This is a genomic window from Pseudomonas sp. TNT2022 ID1044 (genome assembly GCF_028656895.1).
Lineage (GTDB): Bacteria > Pseudomonadota > Gammaproteobacteria > Pseudomonadales > Pseudomonadaceae > Aquipseudomonas > Aquipseudomonas reinekei.
This window is the reverse complement of sequence record NZ_JAMDHB010000013.1, coordinates 64,435-89,046: the sequence shown is the minus strand read 5'-3', so window position 1 is coordinate 89,046 and position 24,612 is coordinate 64,435. Positions and strand designations below refer to the sequence as shown.

12 protein-coding genes are annotated in these 24,612 nt (G+C 59.7%); 1 reads left to right on the top strand and 11 read right to left on the bottom strand.

Annotation, left to right across the window (positions count from 1 at the left end; genetic code table 11):
* Positions 1–131: 131 nt before the first annotated feature.
* From M5G20_RS17530 to M5G20_RS17520, 3 genes are read right to left on the bottom strand one after another with little or no spacing between them, the layout of a single operon-like run.
* Entirely contained in the window at positions 132–815 is a 684-nt protein-coding gene (locus M5G20_RS17530) for a GNAT family N-acetyltransferase (protein ID WP_273920130.1), read from the bottom strand.
* Between the two features lie 17 nt (positions 816–832).
* Positions 833–1,279: a GNAT family N-acetyltransferase gene (locus M5G20_RS17525; protein WP_273920128.1), complete on the bottom strand. Its 447-nt coding sequence runs from the start codon at positions 1,277–1,279 to the stop codon at positions 833–835.
* A gap of 10 nt (positions 1,280–1,289) precedes the next feature.
* A complete protein-coding gene (locus M5G20_RS17520; RefSeq protein WP_273920126.1) occupies positions 1,290–1,913 on the bottom strand; it encodes an FMN-binding negative transcriptional regulator in 624 nt (207 codons plus the stop codon).
* Between the two features lie 92 nt (positions 1,914–2,005).
* On the opposite strand from M5G20_RS17520, the gene pdxR reads away from it, so the two are divergent.
* Entirely contained in the window at positions 2,006–3,559 is a 1,554-nt protein-coding gene (gene pdxR / locus M5G20_RS17515) for a MocR-like pyridoxine biosynthesis transcription factor PdxR (RefSeq protein ID WP_273920124.1), read from the top strand.
* Between the two features lie 33 nt (positions 3,560–3,592).
* Here pdxR and M5G20_RS17510 read toward each other — a convergent pair whose 3' ends face one another.
* The 8 genes from M5G20_RS17510 to aspA form a co-directional block, all read right to left on the bottom strand.
* Positions 3,593–8,143 carry a dermonecrotic toxin domain-containing protein gene (locus M5G20_RS17510; protein WP_273920123.1) on the bottom strand — a complete coding sequence of 1,517 codons (4,551 nt, stop codon included), beginning with the start codon at positions 8,141–8,143 and terminating at the stop codon, positions 3,593–3,595.
* A 28-nt stretch (positions 8,144–8,171) separates the two neighbouring features.
* On the bottom strand, positions 8,172–12,740 hold the full coding sequence (locus M5G20_RS17505) for a dermonecrotic toxin domain-containing protein (protein ID WP_273920122.1): 4,569 nt from the start codon (positions 12,738–12,740) through the stop codon (positions 8,172–8,174).
* A 254-nt stretch (positions 12,741–12,994) separates the two neighbouring features.
* Positions 12,995–14,023 carry a histone deacetylase family protein gene (locus tag M5G20_RS17500; RefSeq protein WP_273920121.1) on the bottom strand — a complete coding sequence of 343 codons (1,029 nt, stop codon included), beginning with the start codon at positions 14,021–14,023 and terminating at the stop codon, positions 12,995–12,997.
* A gap of 226 nt (positions 14,024–14,249) precedes the next feature.
* Entirely contained in the window at positions 14,250–15,257 is a 1,008-nt protein-coding gene (locus M5G20_RS17495; RefSeq protein WP_273920120.1) for an AraC family transcriptional regulator, read from the bottom strand.
* A 115-nt stretch (positions 15,258–15,372) separates the two neighbouring features.
* The gene (locus tag M5G20_RS17490; protein ID WP_273920119.1) at positions 15,373–20,010 is read right to left on the bottom strand and encodes a dermonecrotic toxin domain-containing protein; all 4,638 of its coding nucleotides are present in this window, start codon (positions 20,008–20,010) and stop codon (positions 15,373–15,375) included.
* 138 nt (positions 20,011–20,148) lie between these two features.
* Positions 20,149–21,153: an asparaginase gene (locus M5G20_RS17485; protein WP_273920118.1), complete on the bottom strand. Its 1,005-nt coding sequence runs from the start codon at positions 21,151–21,153 to the stop codon at positions 20,149–20,151.
* A gap of 166 nt (positions 21,154–21,319) precedes the next feature.
* Positions 21,320–22,768 (bottom strand): alanine/glycine:cation symporter family protein, encoded by a 1,449-nt coding sequence (locus M5G20_RS17480; RefSeq protein WP_273920117.1) that lies wholly within the window; start codon positions 22,766–22,768, stop codon positions 21,320–21,322.
* Positions 22,769–23,174: 406 nt separating this feature from the next.
* Complete coding sequence (gene aspA / locus M5G20_RS17475) at positions 23,175–24,599, bottom strand: aspartate ammonia-lyase (protein WP_034149344.1); 1,425 nt, start codon at positions 24,597–24,599, stop codon at positions 23,175–23,177.
* Positions 24,600–24,612 lie beyond the last annotated feature (13 nt).

Below are 24,612 nucleotides of genomic sequence, written 5' to 3'. Positions count from 1 at the left end.
GATGTCGTCGCGAAATCTGCCTTCGACGGGAGCAAAATTGCGAGAGCGAGCCTGCTCGCGATGGCGGAGTGTCAGGCGACATAGATGCTGAATGTGCCTGCCTCTTCGCGAGCAGGCTCGCTCCCACAGTTTTATTTTCTGGAATACCCGCGACACTCCACCAACGACTTCACCTGCCCCGAAGCCGTCTGATTTTCATCACTCAACCACTGCTCAAACCCCGCCCCAATCGCCGGCCATTCCGAGTCCAGGATCGAGTACCACGCGGTATCACGGTTCTGGCCCTTGACCACCATGTGCTGGCGAAACACCCCTTCAAAGCTGAAGCCCAGACGCTCGGCTGCGTATTTGGAGCGGGCGTTGCCGTTGTTGCATTTCCATTCCAGGCGGCGGTAACCCAGGGCGAACGATTCCTTGGCCAGCAGGTACACCGCTTCGGTGCTTTTCGGTGAGCGCTGCATCGGCGCGCCGAAGGTGACGTGGCCGATTTCGATGCGGCCCTGGGCCGGGACGATCGACATCAGGCTGAGGAGGCCTTGCACTTCACCGCTCGCACGATCGATCACGCTGAAGAAGTAGGGGTCGCTGTTGGCCGCGTGGTTATTCAGCCAGTCGTTGAAAGCACTGCGCTCGGGGAAGGGACCGTAAGGCAGATAGTCCCAGAGTTTCGGGTCGGCGCCGGGGCCTTGCAGGGCTTTGAACAGATCGTCGCCGTGGCGCGCCGGGTCGAGTTTTTCCAGGCGGATGAAGCGCCCTTCGAGTGCTTGCGCCGAGGGGGCCGGGACGCCTTTCCAATCTGCGAGTGAAGTCGACATGCTGTTCTCCTTGAACCTTAAATGGCTTTGCGAAACTGAATGAAACCGGGGCGTTCGGCGATGCGCTCGTAGAGCTGGATCGCGGTGGTGTTGGTTTCGTGGGTCAGCCAATGCACTTTGTTGCAACCGTCGGCCTTGGCCGTGGCGTAGACGAATTCGATCAACTGGCGGCCGACGCCGGTGCCACGTATTTCGGGCGTCACCAGCAAGTCTTGCAGGTAGCAGGCGTTTTCGATGGCCCAGTTCGAACGATGGTAGATGAAATGCACCATGCCCACCGCCTTGCCATCGGCCCACGCCAGCGCGGCGTGGGTCGTTTCGTTCGGGTCGAGCATGCGTTGCCAGGTGCTCTGGCTGACGGCGTCCGGCAATTCGGTGTTGTAGAAGCGCAGATAGGCTCGCCACAGCGGCAACCAGGCCGCGTGATCACCGACGGTGACTTGGCGAATGTCGATTTGACTCATGGTGATTTCCTTAGCGCATCAATTGGGCGAGGGCTTGATCATTGACGTCGGGGCTGGCGGCCAGCCCTTCGCGTACGCCGGCGATGTCGGCGGGGCTGCGGTTCTGGCTGAGCTTGCGCTTGCCTTCCAGACGGTCGATGGGAATGGCGAAACCGACGATGGCCTTGAGCATGCCGTCGATGTAATCGGCGGGGGCATCGGCGACTGACCAGGGTTGGGCGCGGCCGGCTTCATGACGGTCGGTGAGGGTGCTGACGATGTCGAGCAGTCGCCCGCCATCGCTGAAGGTTTCGGCGCGGCCATAAGCGTGTACCGCGACGTAGTTCCACGTTGGCACGACCTTGCCGTGTTCGGCCTTGGCCGGGTAGAAGCCTGGGCTGACGTAGGCGTCGGGACCGGCAAAAATCAGCAGGGCTTCGGCGCCGTCGCGCAGGTCTTTCCACTGTGGATTGGCTTTGGCCAGATGCCCGTACAGCGTGCCATTCGAGCCTTGTTCGCAATGCAATAGCACCGGCACATGACTGGCTTGCAGGCCGCTTTCACCGTGGGTCACCAGAATGGCGAGACGGGTGGCGAGAATCAGTTCATGCAGTTGGGACAACTCGTCGATGGCAAAAGCACGTGGCGTGTACATGGAGATATTTTCCTTGGCGAATGCCTGCATCCTAGGCAGGCTATTGGTCTGTTGTAAGAGCCATTAATGACCAATTTCATAGGTCCATTGCCATGACCAGCGAACCACTGTCCTTGTCGTTCAACCCGGCGGGTATCGAACTTGATCGCCGTCAGGGTTTGAGTCGTCAGCTTTATCAGGCATTGCGCTTGCGGGTGCTGGATGGACGATTGGCCAGTGGCACACGTTTACCTGCCAGCAGAGATCTGGCGGCGGCGTTGGCGATTTCCCGCAACAGCGTGGTGCGCGCTTATGACCAGCTCTATGCCGAGGGCTTCATTGAGGGGCGGGTCGGCGACGGGACTTATGTCGCGCAATTGCCGCCAAACGCCTTGCCGGCGAAAAAATTATCCACAAAAGTATCCACAGGGTTATCGACAGGCTTACCCACAGCCTTATCCACAAATTGTCTGGATTTACCTGTGGTTTCATCCAGCAAAGTTATCCACAGTGGTGGGCTGGAACGCGTCGATCAGAACCATTTACCGCGTCCTCCGAGTGGTCCGCCACGGGCATTCAGGGTCGGTGTTCCGGCGTTCGATCTGTTCCCTTTCGAGGTCTGGGCCAAGCTCAATGCGGCTTTCTGGCGCAAACCGGATTTGCAGCAGTTGTGTTACGGCGACCCCGCCGGTGATGCCCGCCTGCGCGGGATGATAGCGGCGTATTTGCGCAGTTCCCGGGGCATGCAGTGCACGGCTGAACAAATTGTGATCACCAGTGGCGCGCAGCAGGGGATTAGCCTTTGTGCACAGTTGCTGGTGGAGCCCGGCGATGGGGTGGCGATCGAGAATCCGGGCTATCGCGCGGCGGGACATGCGTTCGCCGTAGCCGGTGCGCGCTTGCACGGGGTGGCGGTGGACAGTGAGGGCATCGATTGCGGTGACCTGGAAAAGCTCAGCGATTGTCGCCTGACCTATGTCACGCCGTCACACCAGTACCCCACGGGCGTAGTGATGAGCCTGGCGCGCCGACTGGAGTTGCTGGCCTGGGCCGAGCGCAGCCAAGGCTGGATCGTCGAGGATGACTACGATGGCGAGTACCGCTATAGCGGTGCGCCACTGGCACCGTTGGCAGCCCTCGATCGCCAGGGTCGGGTGTTGTACGTCGGGACCTTCGGCAAGGTTGCATTCCCGGCTCTGCGCCTGGGCTATCTGGTGTTGCCGATGGGGCTGGTGGACGGGTTTTCCCAGCGTCGTGCCGTGGATGTGCGCCATTCGGAAGTCAGTACCCAGGCAGTGATGGCCGAATTCATGGCCGCCGGACACTTTCAGCGACATATCCGGCGCATGCGTCGTGCGGCGTTGAGTCGGCGTAATGCGCTACTCAATGGTTGGCCATTGGATATCCCGGGCGTTGGCCGATTACCCACAGTCACCGCCGGGCTTCACATGACGGTACCGGTCGAAAGTGTGGAACGTGAGCGAGAGTTGATCGAGTTGGCCAGTAACGTCGATGTCGAGATCAATGGATTGAGCAGTTACTGGCTACCGCAATCCACCACGCCGGACGATCAATGTGCCGGCCTGGTGCTGGGCTTTGCTGCGGTGCCCGAGCGTGAGATCGAGGCCGCGTTGGAGCGATTGCGGACGGTGTGGCGTGCTCGCTGAGCGGGCGGATGTCAGTCCGCCCGCCTGCCTGCATCAGGGTTGGGTTTCCAGTGTCAGGAACAGACTCGGGTCGCCAATCCGGCGAAGCACATAGTCCAGTGGCGTCAGGTTGCTCAGTGCCTGACGCCGCTCGGCTGTGAGCTGTTTCAAATATTCATCGGCGACTTTCAGGTGCGCAGCCGTGAACTGCTCAGATGGCGCTTCAGGCGAATCATAGTGAAAGTGCGCCAACCACAATGGCCGGTCACGGTTAGTGGTGTCGAGCACCTGATATTCCTGAAAATAGTCCTGACGCTTTTTGGTCTTGATCCGGCCTTGTGCGTTTCTGACGATGCGGACCTGGTTGTTATCCAGAAGCCACTGCACATACGCCTGGCGAGGCTGGCGGTCCTTGAGCAAGCTGGCGCGGATGCTGATGCCCTGAGCGCGTAACCGTTCAGCGGCGCTGTTCAGTTCGGCGCTCAGGTTGCCCACCGGGAGCGGTGCTCCGCCCGATGCGCGGATGCGCGTCTGGGCCTGGTCGACATTGATTGCGGTTTGTTCCAGGCGCCGGGCCTGATGATCGAACAAGTCCTGCATGTCTGCTGGAATACGGTTGGGTTTGTAGGCGTCTTTGCGGGTTCGATCAATGAAACCCTGTACGTCTTCATTCAAAGTCAGGGCATCGGCGATGATGTCGACGTCATCCAGCACCGGTTGAGGGGCAGGTTTTGACCGGGCCGGAAGAACCTCGCTGAGCGCAGCTTCGGCGGATGTCGAGGCTTTGGCGGGCGCGGGGTCGCGAGGGCGGCTTTTGGTGACTTTGCCAACAGGCCGGGAGGGACCCGCAACGGCAGGTTTTGGCGCGACCGGTGCCGCGATTGTCCCGCTCTCGGGCAGCAGCGTACTCAGTTGCTCCTGAGCCAACTGTCTGAACTCGCCTATCAAGCTGCTTAACCGCTTGAGTTCGGTGGGTTCCACCAAGTCGGGATATTCGCCCGGAAGGTCCTCAAAACGCTGAGCGACATCGGCATAGACATCGGTGAGCCCGCTCAGGTTGTCGATTCGAAGTGCAATGGCCTCATCGCTATCGGGCATCCTGGTCAACGCTGTATGCCGGTGGGTCGCGGTGGCGGCCTCGATAATCAACGAGCCCACCGCGTCACGGGCCGGTGCAGAGTCCGCGTTGGCAGGACCGCGCATGCACACCTCATGGGACATGCCGATCTCGTTGGACTTCAATTCCCACGAGGTGAACGCAGGCAGCAGCTTTCGCAGCGTTTGTGCGGCGGTTATGCCAGCGCTGCCAATGGCTTCGAGGGATTGCAGGGAGGTTTGGGAAAGTTGCAGGCGATTGATCATGTCGTGGCTCAAGGCCAAGGCTTGCCTGACGCCCTGCACATGCGTCTGCATGGAAGCGTTTGATTCAATGTCGGTGTCTTCCGCCAGCAGATGGGTCAATGCCCCATAGGTGCTGCGCTTGAGTGCGAACCACAGGGCGAGATTCTTCTGCAATTCGAAAGTCATTCGCTGGAAGTCTTTGAGATAGCCTTCGCTTCCGCCCTTCAGGCGCCATTGCTCAAGATTTTTCAGCGCCTGATCGTAGTCATCGATCAGCTTCTCGACTTGAGTGAGGTAACGCTGTGTCGCCTGCTCAAGCGCTGGTCCGGTCGCCCCCTCCATTTCAGTCTGGGTTTTTTTCAGTTCAGCATTGTTTGCCGGCTCCTGACGCTTGAAGGCATCCAGCGTGATGCCCAGTTCTTTCTTCTGCTGCTCCTTTGCCTTGCGCTGAGCCCTGAGCTGGCTTTGCAGGCTGGTACCACCGGCACCCCCGCGCAATCGCAATCGCGTGTCTACAAACCAATGCCCCTGTTTGGTTTGACTCAATGGTGGCCCGGTCTTCGAGGGGGTTTGCGGATCAACAATGTGAATTTGCGCGTCGTCATTTTCAATCACGCGGAACCAGTGTTCGCCGACCTGTGCATAGGTCTTTCCATCCAGCTGGTACAGGGACGCGGTATCGCGCTGCAGGGTTTCCAGTGTCGGGTCGGTAAGATCGGGAGCCGGCACATTCAGGCTGCTCAGGAAAGTAATCAGCGCCGAAGGTGAGCGGTGAGGCACTGAGCCGCCGGGATCAAGTGAGGTGTAATGGCTGGGCGCAAGCTCACCGGTCAGTGGGGTGGGGATCAGTGTTACGGTGAGTGCGGCGGGCTTGACCGTCGGTGTGACATTTGTTTCCGGGAGTCTGTCGTGGTCACCTGGCGGCGCCGAAGCGGTTCGTGGACCTGACTTGCGGCGTACGGCGGCGTGATGGGCCAGGATCATGCCCAGGTTCAACAGCATATCGGCGATGGCGTTCCATTGCGCGTGAGCATCACCGCGATTGTGAGCGTCCAGTACTTGCTCGACTTCACTGATGCTCTGCCAGACCCAAATCGCTGCCCCCGCCTGGCCACTGAGAAAATTCGCGGCGACGTTGAACAGTGCCCAGCCACTGTCGCGCAACAACGCCCAGCGCCGTTCTGCGTTGGATAGCGACTGGTGATCGGCGAGTTCGGCCATGGCCTGGGCGTGCTTCTTGAACAGGGCCGGGAAGACCTCGCCGGCCAGTTCACTGGATGAGAGTTCGACCGGGCCAGCCCAGTCCACGGAAGTCCAGGGTTCGGCGACCAACTGTGCCACCAGCCATGAACTGGGCAGCCCGACGGGGAATACGTATTGAGCGTATTTGAAACTGGTGGTCGAGTCAGGCAGCCACGCCAGCACCGAATCGCGCAACTCGCCGGGCTGATGCAAGGCGTACAGCAGGTTTTGCGCAGAAGGGAATTGCAGTAACGGCTGGTCGAGCAACGGCCGATACAGCAGGCACGGCCCGCCGACTGGCTGACGTGGAGCGATGATAAACATGTTGGTCACGGTGTCGCCGTCGGTGTTCCCGGAGTGGACGAACGTCAGGGGACGAATGACCACCGGTTGCGGGTGACCGGGTGTCGGCTTGAGCCATTCATGAATGTAGCGACAACCCAATTCATCTACACCGCCGATGCCGCGGACCTTGCACTCAAGCGCAATCAGCGGCAGCAGGGCACGCAACTGGCTGATGTAAAAATGCTGCTGCAAGGGCGCCTGCGCCAGGTCATCGATCAGCTTGTCCTTGATCAGTCGGGGATAGGCCTCGCCGACATCAATCTTGCTCGCCAGCTTCGTCAGGAAGGCATCGTTCAACCATTCGGGTACCGCCTGCGGTGGACTGAATCGAACGACAGCCTGATACGGCGCGACGTTTTGCAAGGCGTATTCACCCAAGGTTTCGGTATGGGTGTCGTGCGGGTTGGGCAGCGTCAAGCCACCGGATTCGAAACTATTGGTGATCGTAATTTCCAGGTCATTGAGCGGTAGGGTGGCGGAAGACTCTTTTTCGGCAATGATCGCGTCGCGCATGAGGTTTTGGGCGAAGGTGGTAATGGGCAGAATCCGGAACAGTGTCTTGTCGGTCTGCTTGTACAGTTTGCCCAACGCATTGATCGATTGGCTGTATTGATCGAGGTCCGCAGCCGATGCATCGAACAGCCAGTCGGGTATTGAGTCGTCAAGACCGGTGAGCGCGGTTTTTTCTTTGGCGCTGGCATGTTCAGGGATGGGCGAAGATCCGGTGAAGGCATCTACTTCAACGGCGAGGCCTTGTTGACTGATTTCAGTAATCGCATCGAGCTGGCTGGTAATCAGGGCCCAGGCCATGTGGTCGAAAAAATTACCGTCGGGTTCGAACAACCGCCACTTCAGCTGACGAACGTCTGGTTGTGTCTCGATGCGTTTTGGTAGCGAAGCGCCCAGCTGTTTAAGTGAGTCGAAGGTTTCGTAACCGTTTTCCACGGTATACATCATCACCAGGTCACGTTGCTCATAGCGTCCTGTCAGCACGGCGGCACCGCCGATCAACAAGTGCCGCGCATTTCCCTTGGCGTCTACAGTATCAATGTCGATCAGGCTGACCTGGATAGTCGAAAGCGCCGGATCATGGGCTTGACGCTCTTGCTTGTCGGGATGCAGCGAGACGGCCCGAGCCACCTCGCACTGTTTATCATCCCAACCTTTGGCGTGTTGCACGTCGAGGGTTTTACGCAGGGCAGCGGACAGTTCTTGCCAGCGCGGCACCAGATGCCCGGTGTTGTTCCAATAGGCCAGTTGCCGCTCGCCGAAGGCGACGAACAGCAGGGGCGCGTAGTCATTGAGCAGTCCGGCAATGGCTTCGATACCGATATCCAGATGCACCACGGGAGTAGCCTGCGGGTTCAACGTCAGGAAGTGTTCGCCTTCGAGAAAGTTGGCGGTGGTCGAGGTAAAGAACTGGCGTACCAGCGCCTGGGTCAGTGACTCAAATTGCGTCGGCAATGCCATGAGCGTATCGCCGAGGCACTGCCATTGAGGTGTGCCGATCATTGTCTGATCCGGGTTGAGATCCCGTTCGGGATGCAGCTCCTTCAGGGCCTGGCGCAATATTTGAGCGGCGACTACATCGACAGTGGGGCCCCGGCTGGTTTGATGAATGACCTGGCTCTTTTTCAGCAATGCAGGGGTTTCGGTGTTTTCGGAGTGTTCAGTCATCGTCATTTTCCTTTTTGACGTAGGGGGCTCACGAAAAGAACAGGGACCGCGCCAGTTGCGGGCTGATTTCGCTGCGATAGATGGCGATCACTTGCGGGTTGCTGGTGGCGGTGCGCAAGTCGAATGCGCCGGCCATCAGACGTTGATCCCGCAGTTTCAAATGGGCGGCCGTGAACATGTCGATCGGCGCGTCCTGACTCGCGTAGTGGAAATGCGCGTACCACAACGTTTGCCCGGTCTTGCGCTCGCGGATTTCGTACTCCTTCAAGTAATCCTTGCGCGGGCCTTTGAGGCGTCGTCGATCACCACCAGACACAATGTCGATTTCATTTTTGCTCAACAGCCATTGGACACGGACCGCTGTGGGGGGTTGTCGCTTGATCATCTCGACGCGCACCCGGTGCCCTTCGGTGTAGAGCCGCTCGCTGGCTTGTTTGAGTTCCGAAATCAGGCTCGGCGGCTCGTCGATGCTGTTCGTACGGGCCTGCACCAGGTGCCTGGCACTCTCGGCAAGCTGGTCGGCTTTGTGTTGGAACAGCTCTTCGATTTCCACCGGGATTCGGCCAGGTTTTTTCCCGGTCGCTTCGGTTTGCAGGATGAAACTCTCCACCCCGTCGAGCTGCGTCCGGGCCTGGGCCATTTGCGCGTCCAGTGCAGGGGCTATTACGGCCGGACGGTTGCGTTTGGGTTGAACCCGCTCGACCCAGACCCCGGGCGTTTTTTCGTGAAAGGTAGCGATCACATTGCCGGTCAGGGGGGCCTTCACATCCAGCAATATCGGCTGTCCCGGAGCCGATGGACGTACCTCGCCAACGACGGTGCCGCGAAAGCGTGTCTTGATGACCCGTTTACGCGATGCCGATGCGGGCCTTGATGGGCCGGGCCGGGGCTCCAGCGGCACTTGCTCTCGCAGCAACTGGGCGAGGTAGCTCTCGGCGTCCCGCTGGAATTCACCGACCCGTCTTCGAAGATGTGTGAAAGGCTGCTCCAGTACCGCCTCTTTGTGGCTTAGAGCAAAGTCTTCCAATGACTGGTCGATGGCGGCGAATTGTTCCAGCATCCCGCTGAGCTCCTCGATACGTTCTCCGGCAATCCACGCTCCGCCCTCCAGCATCAGCTCCTGGGAGGTCTGGATCACCAGATTGGTGGTGTCGAGCAGCCGGGTGAATTCAATCTGGGCCTGGCCCGGCGCAGCACTGCTCGGCTCTTTCAAGCAGACCTCACGGGCCAGCGAAACCTGGAGCGCCTTGAGATCGACAAGGCTGAACGCCGGTAATCTTGCCCGGTAGCTGCTGGCCATCTCGGCGGCACTTCGACCCAGCCGGGTCAACTCTTCGAAACGTGATTGGGCAAACTCGATTTTGCCGATCATGCCCTCGGTCAGGTCGATCATTTTTTGATAAGTAGGACGGTTACTTCCGTCCTCGGCCGTTTCCTCAGTCTCCAGCAGCGCCAGGGTTTCCCGCAGCGTCTGAGCGAAGGTCGCATTGCGTTGATCGAGCCACGTCTGGTTGAAGAACAGTTGCGTACCGATCATCTCGACCATGTTGGTACGGTAATTGGGAACCGTATCAAGCAGGTTCAGCGATTTCAGCTGTGCAATGGGCAGCGCGTACTCCTCGGTGCGGCGATCGAGCGTCTCAAGGAACTGCGTTTGTGCGGTCAGCAGTGCGTCGCCGCTGGCCGATTTCATGGCGTTGTGAGCGTCCGTCAGCTCTTTGCGTGCCCGTTCCCGCTCATTGTCGAATTCGGCCAACTGCTTTTTCAGTTCGGCGACGCGTTTTTGATTCTGCTGTTTCAGCGCCTTGCGCCGGCTCGACAGACCGCCCCCGCGCAGGCGCAGGCGCGTATCGACGAACCACTCGCCCTGTCGATTGCTGACCAGCACAGGGCCGCTGCGCACGGGTTGTTGTCGAGTGTCGATGATCGAGACTTGCCCCGTATCTTCCACGGCCACTTCGAACCAGCGCTCACCCACCGGGGCGTAGTACTTGTTCTGGTGATGGTAGAGATGGCGATGGACACCGTTTTCGCCAGCGGGTGGGGTGAGTTGCTCCGGGCGGGTGATGGAGAAGCGATCCAGGGTTTTGTTCAGGCTCAATGCGGTGTCGGTCAATACTGAAATGTGATGTTGCACCGGAGGCTCGCCGACGACATCCGGCCGTTGAGTGAAGGACACGGGACTTGTTGCCGGTTTTTCTTCGGGTTCGACGACCTTGGTCAGTGGCGTCTTTTCCTTTAATGCACGTGTGGTCGGTTTACGCGCGCTGGCGCGGTGGGCGAGGACCATGGCCAGGGTCAGCAACAGGTCGGTCATGGCGGTTTTCTGTTGTTCGCTGTCGCCTGTTTCCCCGGCATCGAGGGTTTGCTGCAAGTCATCGAGCACTTGCCAGATCCAGGCGGCGGTCCCGACTGTTCGGCCGAGAAACGGCAACGCCGCGTTGAAGATCAACCAGCCCGCGTGCTTGAAGGTGTTCCAGCGATTTTGCGTGTTGGATACCGACTGTCGTTTCGCCAGTTCGACCAGCGCATCGACGTTCGCCTTGTACAAGGCCGCCAGGTAATCGTTGGCGATGACTTGAGAGCCCAGGGCCAGCGTGCCGCTCATTTGCAGGGACGTCAGCGGGTCGGCCAACAGCAAGGAGAGGGACCACACCGAAGGCCGGTCGCCGGTGAACACATAATTGGCATAGTTGGCGCGCGCCGAGTCCGGCAACCAGGCGAGCACGGATTGGCGCAATGTCGGCGAATGCTTGATGGCATAGATCAGGTTGGCCGGTGTCGGGTATTGGCTCAAGGGTTGATTGAGCAGCGGCCGGTAAAGCAGGCACGGTCCCTTGTCCATTTGCCGTGGCCCGATCACGAACATGTCGGCGACTTCGTCGGTCGAGTTTCCGCTGCGCCAGCCGGGTTTGAACGCCAGAGGGCGAATGACAATCTCCTGGCCATCCACCCAACGTTTGGCGTCGAGCACCTGGACTACGGCGGATACATAGCGGTAACCCAATTCATCGATCCCGTGCTGCGCACGAATCTTCTGCTGCAAGGCCAGCAGCGGCAATTCGACGCGCAAATGGCTGGTGAACAGGTTCTGGCGACGCAAGCTGTCCAACGGATCGTCGCGCAGTTTGCTTTTGATCAACTCCGGGTAGGTTTTGCCAATGTCGACGCTGACGATCAGCTGTTCCAGGTAACTGACCGTCATCCAGGCCGGCAACGCCGTGGCGCTGGTGCTGCGCACGGATTTGTTGCCCAGTGGCAAGGCGATGAGGTTTTGCAACGCCAGGTCAACCAGGCCCAAGGTGGTGCGTTCGGGTTCCACCAGCGGCGTAAAGCTGCCCCACACCACCACGCTGTCGACCACGATTTCGATGTCCGCCAGGTTCAGCTTTGCGGCGTCGGAATGCTCTTTGATCATGGCATCGCGCAGCTGATCCAGCGCGAACTCGCGGATTGGCTTGATACCGTCCTGAAAGGACTGCCCGCCGTTCTGACTCTGTACCTGCGCCAGATCCATCAGATGACGGCTATACGCGGTGAGGTCAACGGATGATGCGTTGGCCATCCAGTCCGGCAGCGATTGCTCGACGCGGTTGAACCGTGAAGGCGCCTGTTTGTCCGTCGGGTCGAGTTCGTTCGTCGTGCGGCTGATGTGCGGCGCGAGGTCGGGATTCACGGCGGCAGTATCGGTTGCCAAGGCGCCAATTGAGTCGGCCTGCAGCGCGATCAGGTTGCACGCCAGATGATCGAAGTAATTGCCTTCGGGTTCGATCAACCGCCAATGCAGGGTGTTGCCGGGTGTTGACTCATTGACGTACGACTTCAGGGACGCGCCCAGTTCCTGCAAAGAGTCGTAAGCCTGGAAACCGCGGGTAATCGTGTGACAGAGAATCAAGGTGCGGGTACCGATGGTTCCGATCAATACCGCCATGTCGAGAATGTTGAGGTGTGTCGAAACTCCCGCGTCCAGGTCGATCAGGCATGCTCGCGATCGGTAGCGGTCGTGCGGCGTTCGCGCGCTCTTCTCGGGGTAGGTGAACAGGTTGCGGGCCATCGCACTGAGGTCATTGTTCCATTTCGGGTTCGTATCGATGTTCCACAATTCGCGCAGGGATTTGGACAATCCCTGCCAGCGCGGGGCCGAGGCACGGGTGTATTGGTTCCAGTAGTCGACCTGCTGTTCCTGAAACGCGACAAACAGCAGGGGCGCCAATTCATTGAGCAATTGTCCGATGGCGTCGATGCGCACGGGCAGTTGCACCGGCGTCTGTTCCTGAGGTTGCAGGGTGAGGTAGTGCTCGCCATCGAGGTAGACCGCCGATGTGCCCGCAACGCTGTGGCGGACCAAGGCATCTGTCAGCGATTCGAAGTGCCGTGGCCCGGGGACGACGCGTTGGTCGTGGAAGGTCCAGGAGGGTGTTACCACCATCGCCAGTCGCGGGTCGATAGACAGTAGCGGGTACAGGGTTTTGAGGGCGGGTTGCAGGGCATGGGTGGCGACTTCCCTGATCGAGGGGCCAGCCACCAATTGGGTGAGCAGGGCGTCTTGATCAGTGGGGAGGCCGGTTTCGGAAGGAGGGCTGGAAGTATCTGTCATGGTCACATCCTTTGTGAGGGCAGCAGGCACCGAGAAAGGTTCGGTGCGCGATCCATTGCAAGGTAGCGACGGGTACAGCGGCATTGGCGGTAAATAAATATCGTCGGCAAAAAAAGACCTGCGCAAGCGCAGGTCCTGGTGACGACGGCGGGATCAGGTACCGGATTGGTTCCGGGTCCAGGCCCCGGTAGAGCACGTTCGCTAGCCTGCGACAGCGGTTAACGCTTGAGACCTTTCATCCTGATGATTGCTCATCAAGCACTTTCAAAACCTTCGAGAACGTTCACGGCGTTGATGCCGATCTCTTCCACCGCATAACCGCCTTCCATCACGAACAGCGTCGGCACGCCGAGCTTCGCGATGCGCTTGCCCATGGCCAGGTAATCCGGGCTGTCGAGTTTGAACTGCGAGATCGGGTCGTCCTTGAAGGTGTCGACGCCCAAGGACACGACGACGATGTCGGCGCCGTAGCTTTCGATCTCTTTGCAGGCCTGTTCCAGTGCTGCGCTCCAGGTGTCCCAGCCGCTGCCGGCAGGCAACGGATAGTTGAAGTTGAAGCCTTCACCGGTGCCTTCGCCCAGCTCATCTTCATAGCCGAGGAAGAACGGGAACTCGGCTTCCGGGTGGCCGTGGATCGAGGTGAACAGCACGTCGCTGCGCTCGTAGAAAATCGACTGGGTGCCGTTGCCGTGGTGGTAATCGACGTCGAGGATCGCGACCTTTTTGTGACCCTGGTCGAGGAAGGCCTGGGCAGCAATGGCGGCATTGTTGAGGTAGCAATAACCACCCATCAAGTCGCCAGCGGCGTGGTGTCCCGGTGGACGGCACAGGGCGAAGGCGGAGCGGGCGCCGCGCTGGATTTCAGCTTGAGCCGTCAACGCCACTTGCGCTGCGCTGTACGCCGCCTGCCAGGTGCCAGCGGTGATCGGGGCGCCGCCGTCGAAGCTGTAATAGCCGAGTTCGCCGTGCAGGCTGGTGGGTTTGATGCGCCGCAGGGTGCGAGCCGGCCAGGTGTAGGGCAGCAAGTCACCGTCGGTGTTGAATTCGGTCCAGCGGGCCCAGGCACCTTTGAAGAAGTCGAGGTAATCGCGGCTGTGGATACGCGCGATCGGGTCGAGGCCGAAATCCTTCGGCGCTTCGACGGGGCCGAGGTTCTGCTTTTGCACCCGCGAAAGCACATGGTCGGCACGGGACGGCATCTCGAAGCAGGGCTTGAGTTGCCCGTCGATGAGTTCGCAACGACCGTGGTGCAGGTGGTGATCGTCCGAGTAGATCGTCAGCATTTTGTTGTTCTCCGCAGGCGGGTTCGATTGCACACAGTCTTGCGGCGCGGATGGATTTCGAAAACGGCAGGAAAGGCCAAAAGGGGATCAATACGGCCAAAAAACCTGTCCGAAATTCGCCCTTCTCAGCGCAGGCATTTGCAGGAGCCGGCTTGCTGGCGAAAGCAATGTTCGAGTCAATGGAGGTGCGTCGGATGTACCGGCCTCATCGCTGGCAAGCCAGCGCCTACAGGGGCCGGTGCTGCGGACGGAATTGACTGGGCGCCACACCACTCCAGCGCACAAACGCGTGGCGAAAACTCGCAGTCTCGCTGAAGCCCAAGGCCTCGGCGATCTGGTAGATCGGCAACTGATCTTCGCAGAGCATTTGTTTGGCCTGCTCGAAACGCAGCTCGTCGAGCAACTCCTGATAACTGCAACCCAGATCTTTCAGATGCCGGCGCAAGGTGCGCGCCGAACAGTTCATCTGCTCGGCCAGGCCTTCAAGCCCCGGCGCGGCATTCAACTGTGCGCGGAGCAATTGCCGAATTCGCCCCAGCCAGGCCTGGCGTCCGGTGAACTCCAGGTTCTGCTTGCGGCAACGTTCGGCCATGGCTTGATGGGTGATGACGTCGGCCAGTGGCAATGGCTGGTCGAGCCAGCGCTTGTCGAAGGCAAAGGCGTTATCCCGTGCCCCGAAGTGCAATGGGCAGTTGAAGTGCTCGGCGTAGGTTGCCTCATAGTCGGGCGCGGCATGCTCGAAGCGTGCGGCCAGCAGCGGCAGCGGGTGCCCGAGCAGGTCGTCGCAGGTGACTTTCAGCGACACCAGGCAGAACTCGGCGTTGAACACCGCCATGGCCGGACTCTCGCGGTAATCGGCAGCGACGAACCAGATACGCTCGCCATCCTCTTCCAGGCTCAGTTCGAAAAGTGTTCCCAGCAGCGCCGGATAGCGCATCGCCAATCGCAAAGCGTCACCGAAGGTGGCACTGGTGAGCAATGCGTAACCGAGCATGCCGTAGCAGGAAACGTGCATCCGTCGCCCCAGTTCCAGGCCAATGTCACGCTTGAGTGCGACGGCATTGGCGCACACCTGCATCTCTTGGTTGGTGGTGATGCGCGTGTCGGCGCGGTTCAGATCCGCAGCACTGATGCCACTTCCGGCCAACAGCGCCTCGCTGGACAGACCCTCGGCCTTGAAAGTGTTAAGAATCAGCGAGACGGCGTTGAGCGTCGTGAGGTGTGAGTGGAGCATGGGCGGTACCCGTCATTTGTTTGATCGGGATGGAGCAAGTAGCGTGCCGTGATTCAGCGCCCTCGCTTTCGCAAGGGCGCTTGCACGTTAGCAAAAAGCCAACACCGGAGATGCCTCAAGTCGCGCTGAAAAACAGCCGCTTGGCCTGCTCCAGCCCGATCATGCTGCGGTAATACGCAACGCGTTGCGGTCCACTCAGCCCTTGAGTGGAGTCGGCGGCCATCCCCAGCCCATGTTCAATGGGGTTTTTCAAGCGGGCGTAGACGAAGGATTTGGCCGGCACCCAGGAGGTCGAGTACAGAAAGTGTGCATACCAGAGTATTTGCCGGGTTTTGCGGTCACTGATGGTGTACTCATCCAGGTACAGCACCTTGCCGCCTTTGAGGCGACGTCGAGTGACGGTTTTTGCAACGCTGATCGCCTTGTTGCTGTTGAGCCACTCAACGCCCGGGACTGTCGGCGGCTGTTGCTTGAGCATCGTCAGCATGTTGTCGCTGGCTTGCTGGTAGAGTTTTTCCGCGGTCTCGGTGAGTGCCTTGTTGACGACAGCGGCCGAGCGAGTATGGCTCTCCGTGGCGTTGCTGTCGGTCAAGGCTTGCTCGATGGCGCTGCTGGTCTGCTCCATCTGCTGGGCGAACTGGTGGAACAGGTATTCGATCCCGCCCGGTGAGCGGCCTGGCTGCTTGATGTATTCGGCCATGCGGGTATTAAACGCTGTCAGCGAGTCGAGCAGAGCCTGGCCCTTGTTGAGGCTGGTCTCAAGGTTCGGTGCCGCGGTGGCTGTTTTGGGCGGGCTGACTCGCTCGACCCAGACCCCCGGGGTTTTCTGATGGAAAGTGGCAATGACCTTATCGGTGAGGGGCGACTTGATATCGACCAGGTTGGTCTCCAGCCCTTGGTCTGACAGGCGCGGCTCGCCGATGAGAACACCGTTGTAACGCGTCCTGATGAACTGTCTGTTTGGCCTTGGTGGTTGCAGCGGCAGTGCAGGGCGACTTCTGAGTATTTCCCTCTCGTCGAGCACCAACTCCAGATGGCGCTCGGCGCGCTGGCGGAATTCGTCGAGCTGCTGGCGAAGCTGTTTTATCGGCTCTTCCACCGCTTGCGCAGAGAACGTTGTCTTGAAGTCCAGCAAGCGCTCATCGATAACGCTGAACTGTTCGATCAGATCGTTGAGGGCGTCGATTCGCTCGTCGAGCCGGTTGACGCTGCGTTCATTCAGAGTGTCGCGCAGGGTTTGCACGACAATGTCGGCGGTGTCGACGATCTGGTCGATGGTGAGCCAGGCCTCGGTCGCCGTCGCCACCGAATTTTCCGGCAGGCATACGTTGCGCGCCAGTGTCACCTGGAGGGCCTTCAGGTCATCGAGTGAATAGCCGGGGAGTTTTGATCGGCTGTTCTGAATCACCCGCAGCCCTTCTTTTTCGAGGTGCTTGAGCTCCATGAAGCGTTCCTGAATCTGCTCCAGGCGCGCGATCATGTCCTGGTTCAGCTCGATCAACTGTCGAGCTGCCGGGATTTGACGATCATGCCGGGCCTCGGACTGACGCTCGATTTGATTCAGAGCGGCGCGCAATTTCGGCGTGAAGACAGTGAGCGCTTCGCCAATACCGGCCTGGATCAGTTCCAGTTGAGCCTTGAGGTAACCAAGGGATTTTTGTTGATAGTCCGCCGTCGGCGAAAAGACATGCAGCGATTTGAGATTGCTCAGTGCTGCGGCGTATTCCGCTCGCTGGGATTCCAGTGCCTGGAGGTAGAGTTTACGTTTGCCTTGAACCTCGTCAGCGGTAGCGGTGCTCATTGCCTGGTGAGCTTTCTGAAGTTCCTGCTGTGCCGTTGCCTTGCGCTTTTCGAAAGCCGTGAGTTTTGTACGCAGTTGCGTAGCCTTGCGTTGGCCTTGGGCCTCGGCCAGGTGGGTCAGGCTTGTCGAACCTCCGCCGCGCAAGCGCAAGCGAACATCAACCACCCACTGTCCCTGCAGAGTGTGGGCCAGGGCCGGGCCAGAACGGGCAGGCTCCTTTGCATCGATGATCACAACGGTGCCGTTCTCATCCACCGTGACCTCGAACCAGTTCTGTCCCACCGGGGCGTACCATTTGCTGTTGAGGCTGTAGAGGTCTTTATAGGCGCCGTCCTCGGTGTTGGCGGTGCCAAGTTCTTCGGGGCGAGTGATCTTGAAATGCTCCAGCACGGTCGCGAGGCTCGCGGGCGTTCGGTTCGCGGCACCACTGATGCTGACCACTTGCTGGAGATTGGACACCTGATGGGGGGCGCTTTTGCTCAGTTGCTCGATGCTGAACTTTTTCGTCGACGATTCCAGCGGCTTGGGCGCTTCGGTTGTGGCCACGTCGCCCACGACACGCCGGTCCACATTAGCGCGGGTAGTGATATGCAATGTGATCGCCATGCCGAGATTGAGCAGTACATCCGTCAGCGCCGTCCATTGTGCGTGCGTATCTTCTTGCTCATGGGCCTCCTGCAGTTCCTGGAGCTGATCCATCACTTGCCAGATCCAGGCTGCGACACCGACGGTACGCCCCAGAAACGGCAGAACCGAATAGAACAGCATCCAGCCCGCCTGCTTGAAGCTAGCCCAGCGGTTTTCGGCGTTCGAGACTGACTGGCGATCGGCGAGTGTCACCAATGCCTGAGCGTTGGCTTTGAACAGGGCTTCGGGCAAGTCGCCTTCAAGCGCTTTTCCGCCCAGGCTCATTGGCCCTGTCATCGTCGTAAGCTTGTCCGGGTCGACCAGAAAATCGGTGATGGTCCAGGGCGAAGGCAGCGAGCCTGGAAATACGTAATTGGCGTAGTCGCTGCTGACGTCTTCCGATAGCCAGGCCAGCATCGTGTCCCGCAGGCTGGGCGATTGCTGAATGGCGTACAGCAAGTTGCTCGGCGATGGGTATTGACTCAGCGGCTGGTCGAGCATCGGCCGATAAAGCAGGCAGGGGCCGGAGGCCGAATCCTCGGGGCCAATCACGAACATGTTGGCGACTTCGTCCTGTGTGCCGTCTTTGCGGCGTTTGGGGGCGAAGGTCAACGGCCGTATCACGATGGTCTGGCCTTCCACCACGCGCTTATCGGTCTCGGGTTCCATCACGGCGACGACGTAACGGTACCCGCGTGCGTCGATGCCGTTCTCTTCGCGAATCTTGCATTGCAAAGCCAGCAGCGGTAGCTGGATGCGCAGGTGTTGGCTGAACAGGGTTTGTCGGCGCGTGGCCTCTGGCGTGCTGTCGATCAGATGGCTTTTGATCAGCGCCGGGTAAGTTGAGCCGACATCGACCCGGCTAATGAGGTCCTCGATGTACTTGACGGTTAACCAGGCGGGTAGCGTTTTGCCGCGGGTGGAGTGCAGCGTCTTGTCGCCCAGAGGCAATGCAATCAGGTTTTGCAAGGCAAGATCGGCGATGCTGAAGTTGAAGGTATCGATCTTGCCTGGAACGGTGAACGTGCCCCAGATGACGGGGCTTTTAACCCGTAGCTCGATCGACTCCAGCGACGTTTCCAACTCCGGCTGCTCGCGCAGAGCCTTGGCATGTTCAAGGAGTTTGCTGGCATGTAATGCATTCAGTTTGCTCAGCGCGTACTGGCGGATGGGCAGGATCCCGTCCAGATAGGATTTGCCGGCGTTCTGACTGTGTAGTGCGGCCAGATCCTTCAGATGTCGCGAGTAGTTGTTCAGATCCGAGAGCGACGCCGTGCTCAGCCAGTCCGGCAGCGCATCCTTGAACCAGTCCAGGCCCGGCCCTGCTTTTTTCACACTGTCATCCACTTCAGGCGTCGGGGTGGACGGCAGCTTGTTCGGGTTGGCGGTGGCCGGGATGGAAAAATCTAAAGCGCCGATCACGTCGATCTGGATGGAGATCAGCGCGCAAGCCTGGTAATCGAAAATGCTGCCCGGGGGTTCCAACAGTCGCCACTGGATTTTCTGTGCGGGCCCGGCCGTGCTGACATGCTCCGGCAATTCGGCGCCGAGCTGTTCAAGGGAGTCGAAATTTTGAAAGCCCTTGAGTAAGGAGTGGGCAAGAATGATCGTGCGTCCTTTGTGCGTGCCGATCAGCACGACAATCGACACTTCATTCAGGTGCGTGACCTTTTCGCTATCGAGCAGGTCGATGCCAATCAGATAGGCGTTGCTTTTGTAGGGATCGTTGAGCTTTCTGCTCGCAAGGTCAGGAGCGAGAAACAAAGATCGCGCCATCGCGCAGTCATCGTTGTCCCAGCCCGGGACCCGATCGATATTCCAGACCTCGCGCAAGGACCTGGACAGCTCGTGCCAACGTGGTTGCGAACCGTTTTCGGGCGCATTCCAGAACGCCAGTTGTTGCTCCTGAAAGGCGGTGAGCATGACCGGTGCCAGCAAGTTGATCAGGTTGGCGATTTCGTCGATGCGCACCGGCAAGTGAATCTCGGGCTCGGTGATCGGTTGTTGGGCCAGAAAATGCTCGCCCTCGATGTACAGGGCCGGCACGCTGTGCACGAGCTGATTGGCCAGAATGTCGGTCAGTGCCTGGAAAGTGGGAGGCCCGGCCACGATTTCGTCATTGGCGAGTACCCATGTCGGCGTTCCGACCATGGTGATGCTCGGGTCGAGATCCAGCGTGGGGTAGAGCTTGCGCAAGTGCTGGCGTAACAGCACGGCCGCTACGTCACGCAAGTCGGGTCCGACACTGAGTTGAGTGATCAGAAGATCGGTCGGGTTATAGCGAGCGGGGGTGTCTGGTGTGGAGGTTGAGGTTGGTGTACTCATCGTGCATCCCTGCGTTTCAAAGTAATGGAAGCGACTCGAGGCGAGGCCTCAAGGCAGCTTCCATGCTAGGGAGTCACGATTTGGGGAGGGTGGTAATTATGTATGGCGTGTCGGCGTCAGGTTCGTGCAGGTATGGGTTCAGCTAAGCTCGCCACACATATCCAGCTCAATCAGGCGTCGTACTTCAGCGTTATCCAGATTTGCGCCCAGCAGCGCATGGAGTTTGCCGAATGCCGCCTCACGGGTCATGCCGCCACCGGACAACACGCCAACGCCACGCAAGCGACTACCGGCCTCGTACACATCGAGCTCAACGCCACCTTCATGGCACTGGGTCACCGCGACCACGACCACACCCTTGTCGCGGGCACGACCGAGGCCGGCGAGAAATTCCGGGTTGTCACTCGGCCCGGTACCACTGCCATAACACTCCAGCACCAGACCCTGAATGCCGCTGGCGAACAAGCCATCCAGCACCTCGGCGCTGATGCCGGGAAACAATGGCAACACCGCGACGCTAGCCAGTTGCCTGGATTGGTTGTAATTCAGTCGGGCCGGAATCGAAGCCGCTTTCGCACCGCCGCCCTGACGCTCCAGCCGCTTGAACGGATGCCGACCGAAACTGCGCACTTTGGCGCAGCGGGTCGGGTCCAGAAGCTCGCCGTGGAAGTACAGATGCACGCCCGGCGCCAGGCCTTGGCCCAGGGCAACCAGCGCGCCGCCGAGGTTTTCCCACGCATCGCTGTCGGTGACGCCGGCCGGCAGCATTGAGCCGGTGAAGCAAACGCGGGCCTGCAAGCCGAGCAATTGAAAACTCATGGCAGCGGCGCTGTAGGCCAGGGTGTCGGTGCCATGCAGGATCAGCACGCTGTCGCAGCCTTGCACATCAACGGCGTCGACGACCGCTTCACGCAGTTGCTGCCAGTAGGCCGGGCTCATGTTGGCGCTGTCGATCAGCGGCGACATCTCGCGAAAACGCCATTGCGGTACCACGAGATCAGGCTGGCTGTGCAGGTACTCGCGCATCCGCGCTTCGAAACCGGACGCCGGGGCCAGGCCATTGGCGCTGGCTTGCATGCCGATGGTGCCGCCAGTGTAGAGCACCATGACGTGCTGGGCGGCAGGGCAGGAATTGGGGATCATCTGGAGGTCTCCACAAGAGATGACATGTGGGAGCGAGCCTGCTCGCGATAGCGGTTAATCATTCAACATAAATGTCGGCGCAATAACAGTTATCGCGAGCAGGCTCGCTCCCACAGGTAATGCACTTTAACTGACGGACGCATGGGATGCGCCCGTCATTTACCGATCAGCGTTGCGCTGCGGTCACGCCCTGCAGCTCAGGCTGAGCCTGCGCGGCGGCTGGCGGATTCGCCGGCCAGGCCTGGCGATCGAGATCCAGATCCGGGAACTTGCTCGAATCGAACACTGGGGTCTTGATCCCGGCAGCGCGCTGGTCATCGTAGTCACGCAGGATGCGCATGCCGACCTTGAACAGCAAGAACAGCGCGATCAGGTTGACGAACGCGAGCAGGGTCATGGTGATGTCGGCGAAGGCAAACACGGTGCCGAGGTTTTCGATGGCACCCCAGAAAATCAGGACCAGTACCAGCACGCGATAGCCCATCAGCGCTTTGCGGTTTTCACCGATCATGAAGCGCAGGTTGTTCTCGCCCAAGTAGTAGTTGTAGAGAATCGAGGTGAACACGAACAACGACAGCGCCACGGAAATGAATATCCGGCCCCAGTCGCCGACAACGGCGGCCAGGGAGTTCTGGGTCAGGGCAATGCCGTCGCCTTCGAAACCCGGGGTATAGAAACCGGAGAGCAGGATCAGCAACGCGGTGCAGGTGCAGATCACGAACGTGTCGAGGAACACGCTGAACGCCTGTACCACACCTTGCGCCACCGGGTGCTCGACTGACGCCACAGCGGCCACGTTGGGCGCGCTGCCCAGGCCTGCTTCGTTGGCAAACACGCCGCGCTTCACGCCCATGATGATGGCGCTGCCGATCAGGCCGCCGAAGGCCTGGTCCAGACCGAAGGCGCTCTTGACGATGGTCATCAACATGCCCGGCACCTGGTCGAATTGCAGGACGATCACGTAGAGGGTCACGCCGATGTAGATCAGGGTTTTCACCGGCACCAACAGGTCGGCGACCTTGGCGATACGCTTGATCCCGCCGATGAACACCAGGCCCAGCAGCACGGCCAGGCCGATACCGGTGTAAGTCGTGTCGAGACCGAACGCGTTGTTCAGCGAGTGAGTCACGGCGTGGGCTTGCAGGCCGTTGAAGGCGAACCCGAAGGTCACCAGCAACAGGAGCGCCATCAACATGCCGAGCCAGCGTTTTTGCAGGCCGTGCTGGATGTAATAGGACGGGCCGCCACGGAACTGGCCTTCGGAGTCGCAGCGCTTGTAGAGCTGGCCGAGGGAGCATTCGAAAAAGCTGCTGGACATACCGACCAGGGCGGTCACCCACATCCAGAACACCGCACCCGGCCCGCCGAGGGTCACGGCGATGCCGACACCGGCGATGTTACCTGCGCCAACACGGCCGGCAAGGCTGAGCATCAGGGCCTGGAACGAACTGAGTTGCCCGGCGCTGCTTTTGAGGCTGTCGCGGAACACCGCGAACATGTGGAAGAAGTGACGCAATTGAACGAAACGCGAGCGGATCGTGAAGTAGCTACCGAGCCCGACAATGAGCACGATCAGTACTTTCCCTGAGAGGAAGTCGTTAATGACTTCGAGCATGGATTATTCCTCGCTGTTTTTTGTGTAGGCAAATGCTGGCCGGTCAGACACATCGAGTTACATCAGTTGGCACTTGGCACAACAGGCGGGTCGATGTCCGTCCCGGTTTCATATCGCGGGTTTGTTATTAGTTCGGGTTTCGCATGGGTTCAGGTCTCGCTACCGACGACCGCCCACGTGAAGAGGGGCGGCACTATACCGATGGGAGTGCCATCCGTCTGCACGGTTGTGGTGCATGCACCGATTCTATCGACGCCGGTTTCTTGTAGGAGCCGGCTCCCACAGATTCTGCATTGTTGGAAAACGGTTAAAAAAAAGGGCTTGGAGATTGATCTCCAAGCCCTCAAAAGGTGAGAGGTGTCTAGTCCCTCGACCTGGTGAGCGGTGCTACAGGTAACGCGTCGGTTCAGGCTTTAAGCGGAACCAGGCGCGGAGCAATCATGTTTTCCGGGCGCAGGATGTCGGCGAGCATTTCTTCGTCGAGCAAGCCTTCTTCGCGCACCAGTTCCAGCACGCCGCGGCCGCTTTCAAGCGCGATACGGGCGATGCGGGTGGCGTTTTCATAGCCGATGTACGGGTTCAGCGCAGTCACCAGACCGATCGAGTGCTCGACCAGTTCACGGCAGCGCGCTTCGTTGGCGGTGATGCCGGTGATGCAGTGTTCGCGCAGCATGTCCATGGCGCGTTGCAGCAGGCGGATCGAGTCGAAGATCTTGAACGCGATCAGCGGCTCCATCACGTTCAGCTGCAGTTGGCCGCCTTCGGCCGCGATGGTCAGGGCCAGGTCGTTGCCGATGATCTGGAACGCCACCTGGTTTACAGCTTCCGGGATAACCGGGTTGACCTTGCCTGGCATGATCGAGCTGCCTGGCTGACGCGCCGGCAGGTTGATTTCGTTGATGCCGGTGCGTGGTCCGCTGGACAGCAGGCGCAAGTCGTTGCAGATCTTCGACAGCTTGACCGCGGTGCGCTTGAGCATGCCGGAGAACAGGACGAAAGCGCCCATGTCGGAGGTGGCTTCGATCAAGTCGGCCGCCGGTACCAGCGGGTGACCGCTGATGGTGGCCAGACGCTGAACGGCCAGGTGCTGGTAGCGCGGGTCGGCGTTGATGCCGGTACCGATCGCGGTGCCGCCCAGGTTCACTTCGGTCAGCAGCTCGGGGGCCAACGTTTTCAGGCGTGCCAGGTCTTCGCCCAGGGTCGTGGCGAATGCGCGGAATTCCTGGCCAAGGGTCATCGGCACGGCGTCTTGCAGCTGGGTACGACCCATCTTCAGGACGTGGCTGAATTCTTCACCTTTGGCGGCGAACGACTGGATCAGGCTGTCGAGGCTGGCCAGCAGCGCGTCGTGACCCAGCAGCAGACCCAGACGGATCGCGGTCGGGTAGGCGTCGTTGGTCGACTGCGCCATGTTCACGTCGTTGTTCGGATGCAGGTATTGGTATTCGCCTTTCTCGTGACCCATTGCTTCGAGGGCAATGTTGGCGATCACTTCGTTGGCGTTCATGTTGGTGGAAGTACCGGCGCCACCTTGAATCATGTCCACCACGAATTCTTCGTGGAAATCGCCGCGGATCAGTCGTGCACAGGCTTCGCTGATGGCAGCGTGCTTGGCTTCGCTCAGGTGACCCAGCTCGCGGTTGGCGTCAGCGGCGGCTTGTTTCACCATCGCCAGGCCGACAACCAGCTTCGGGTAATGCGAAATCGGAACGCCGGAGAGACGGAAGTTATTCACCGCTCGCAGGGTCTGGATGCCGTAATACGCTTGAGCCGGTACTTCAAGTACGCCAAGCAGGTCTTTTTCTGTGCGGAAAGATGCAGCGGAGGACATGATAGAAATCATC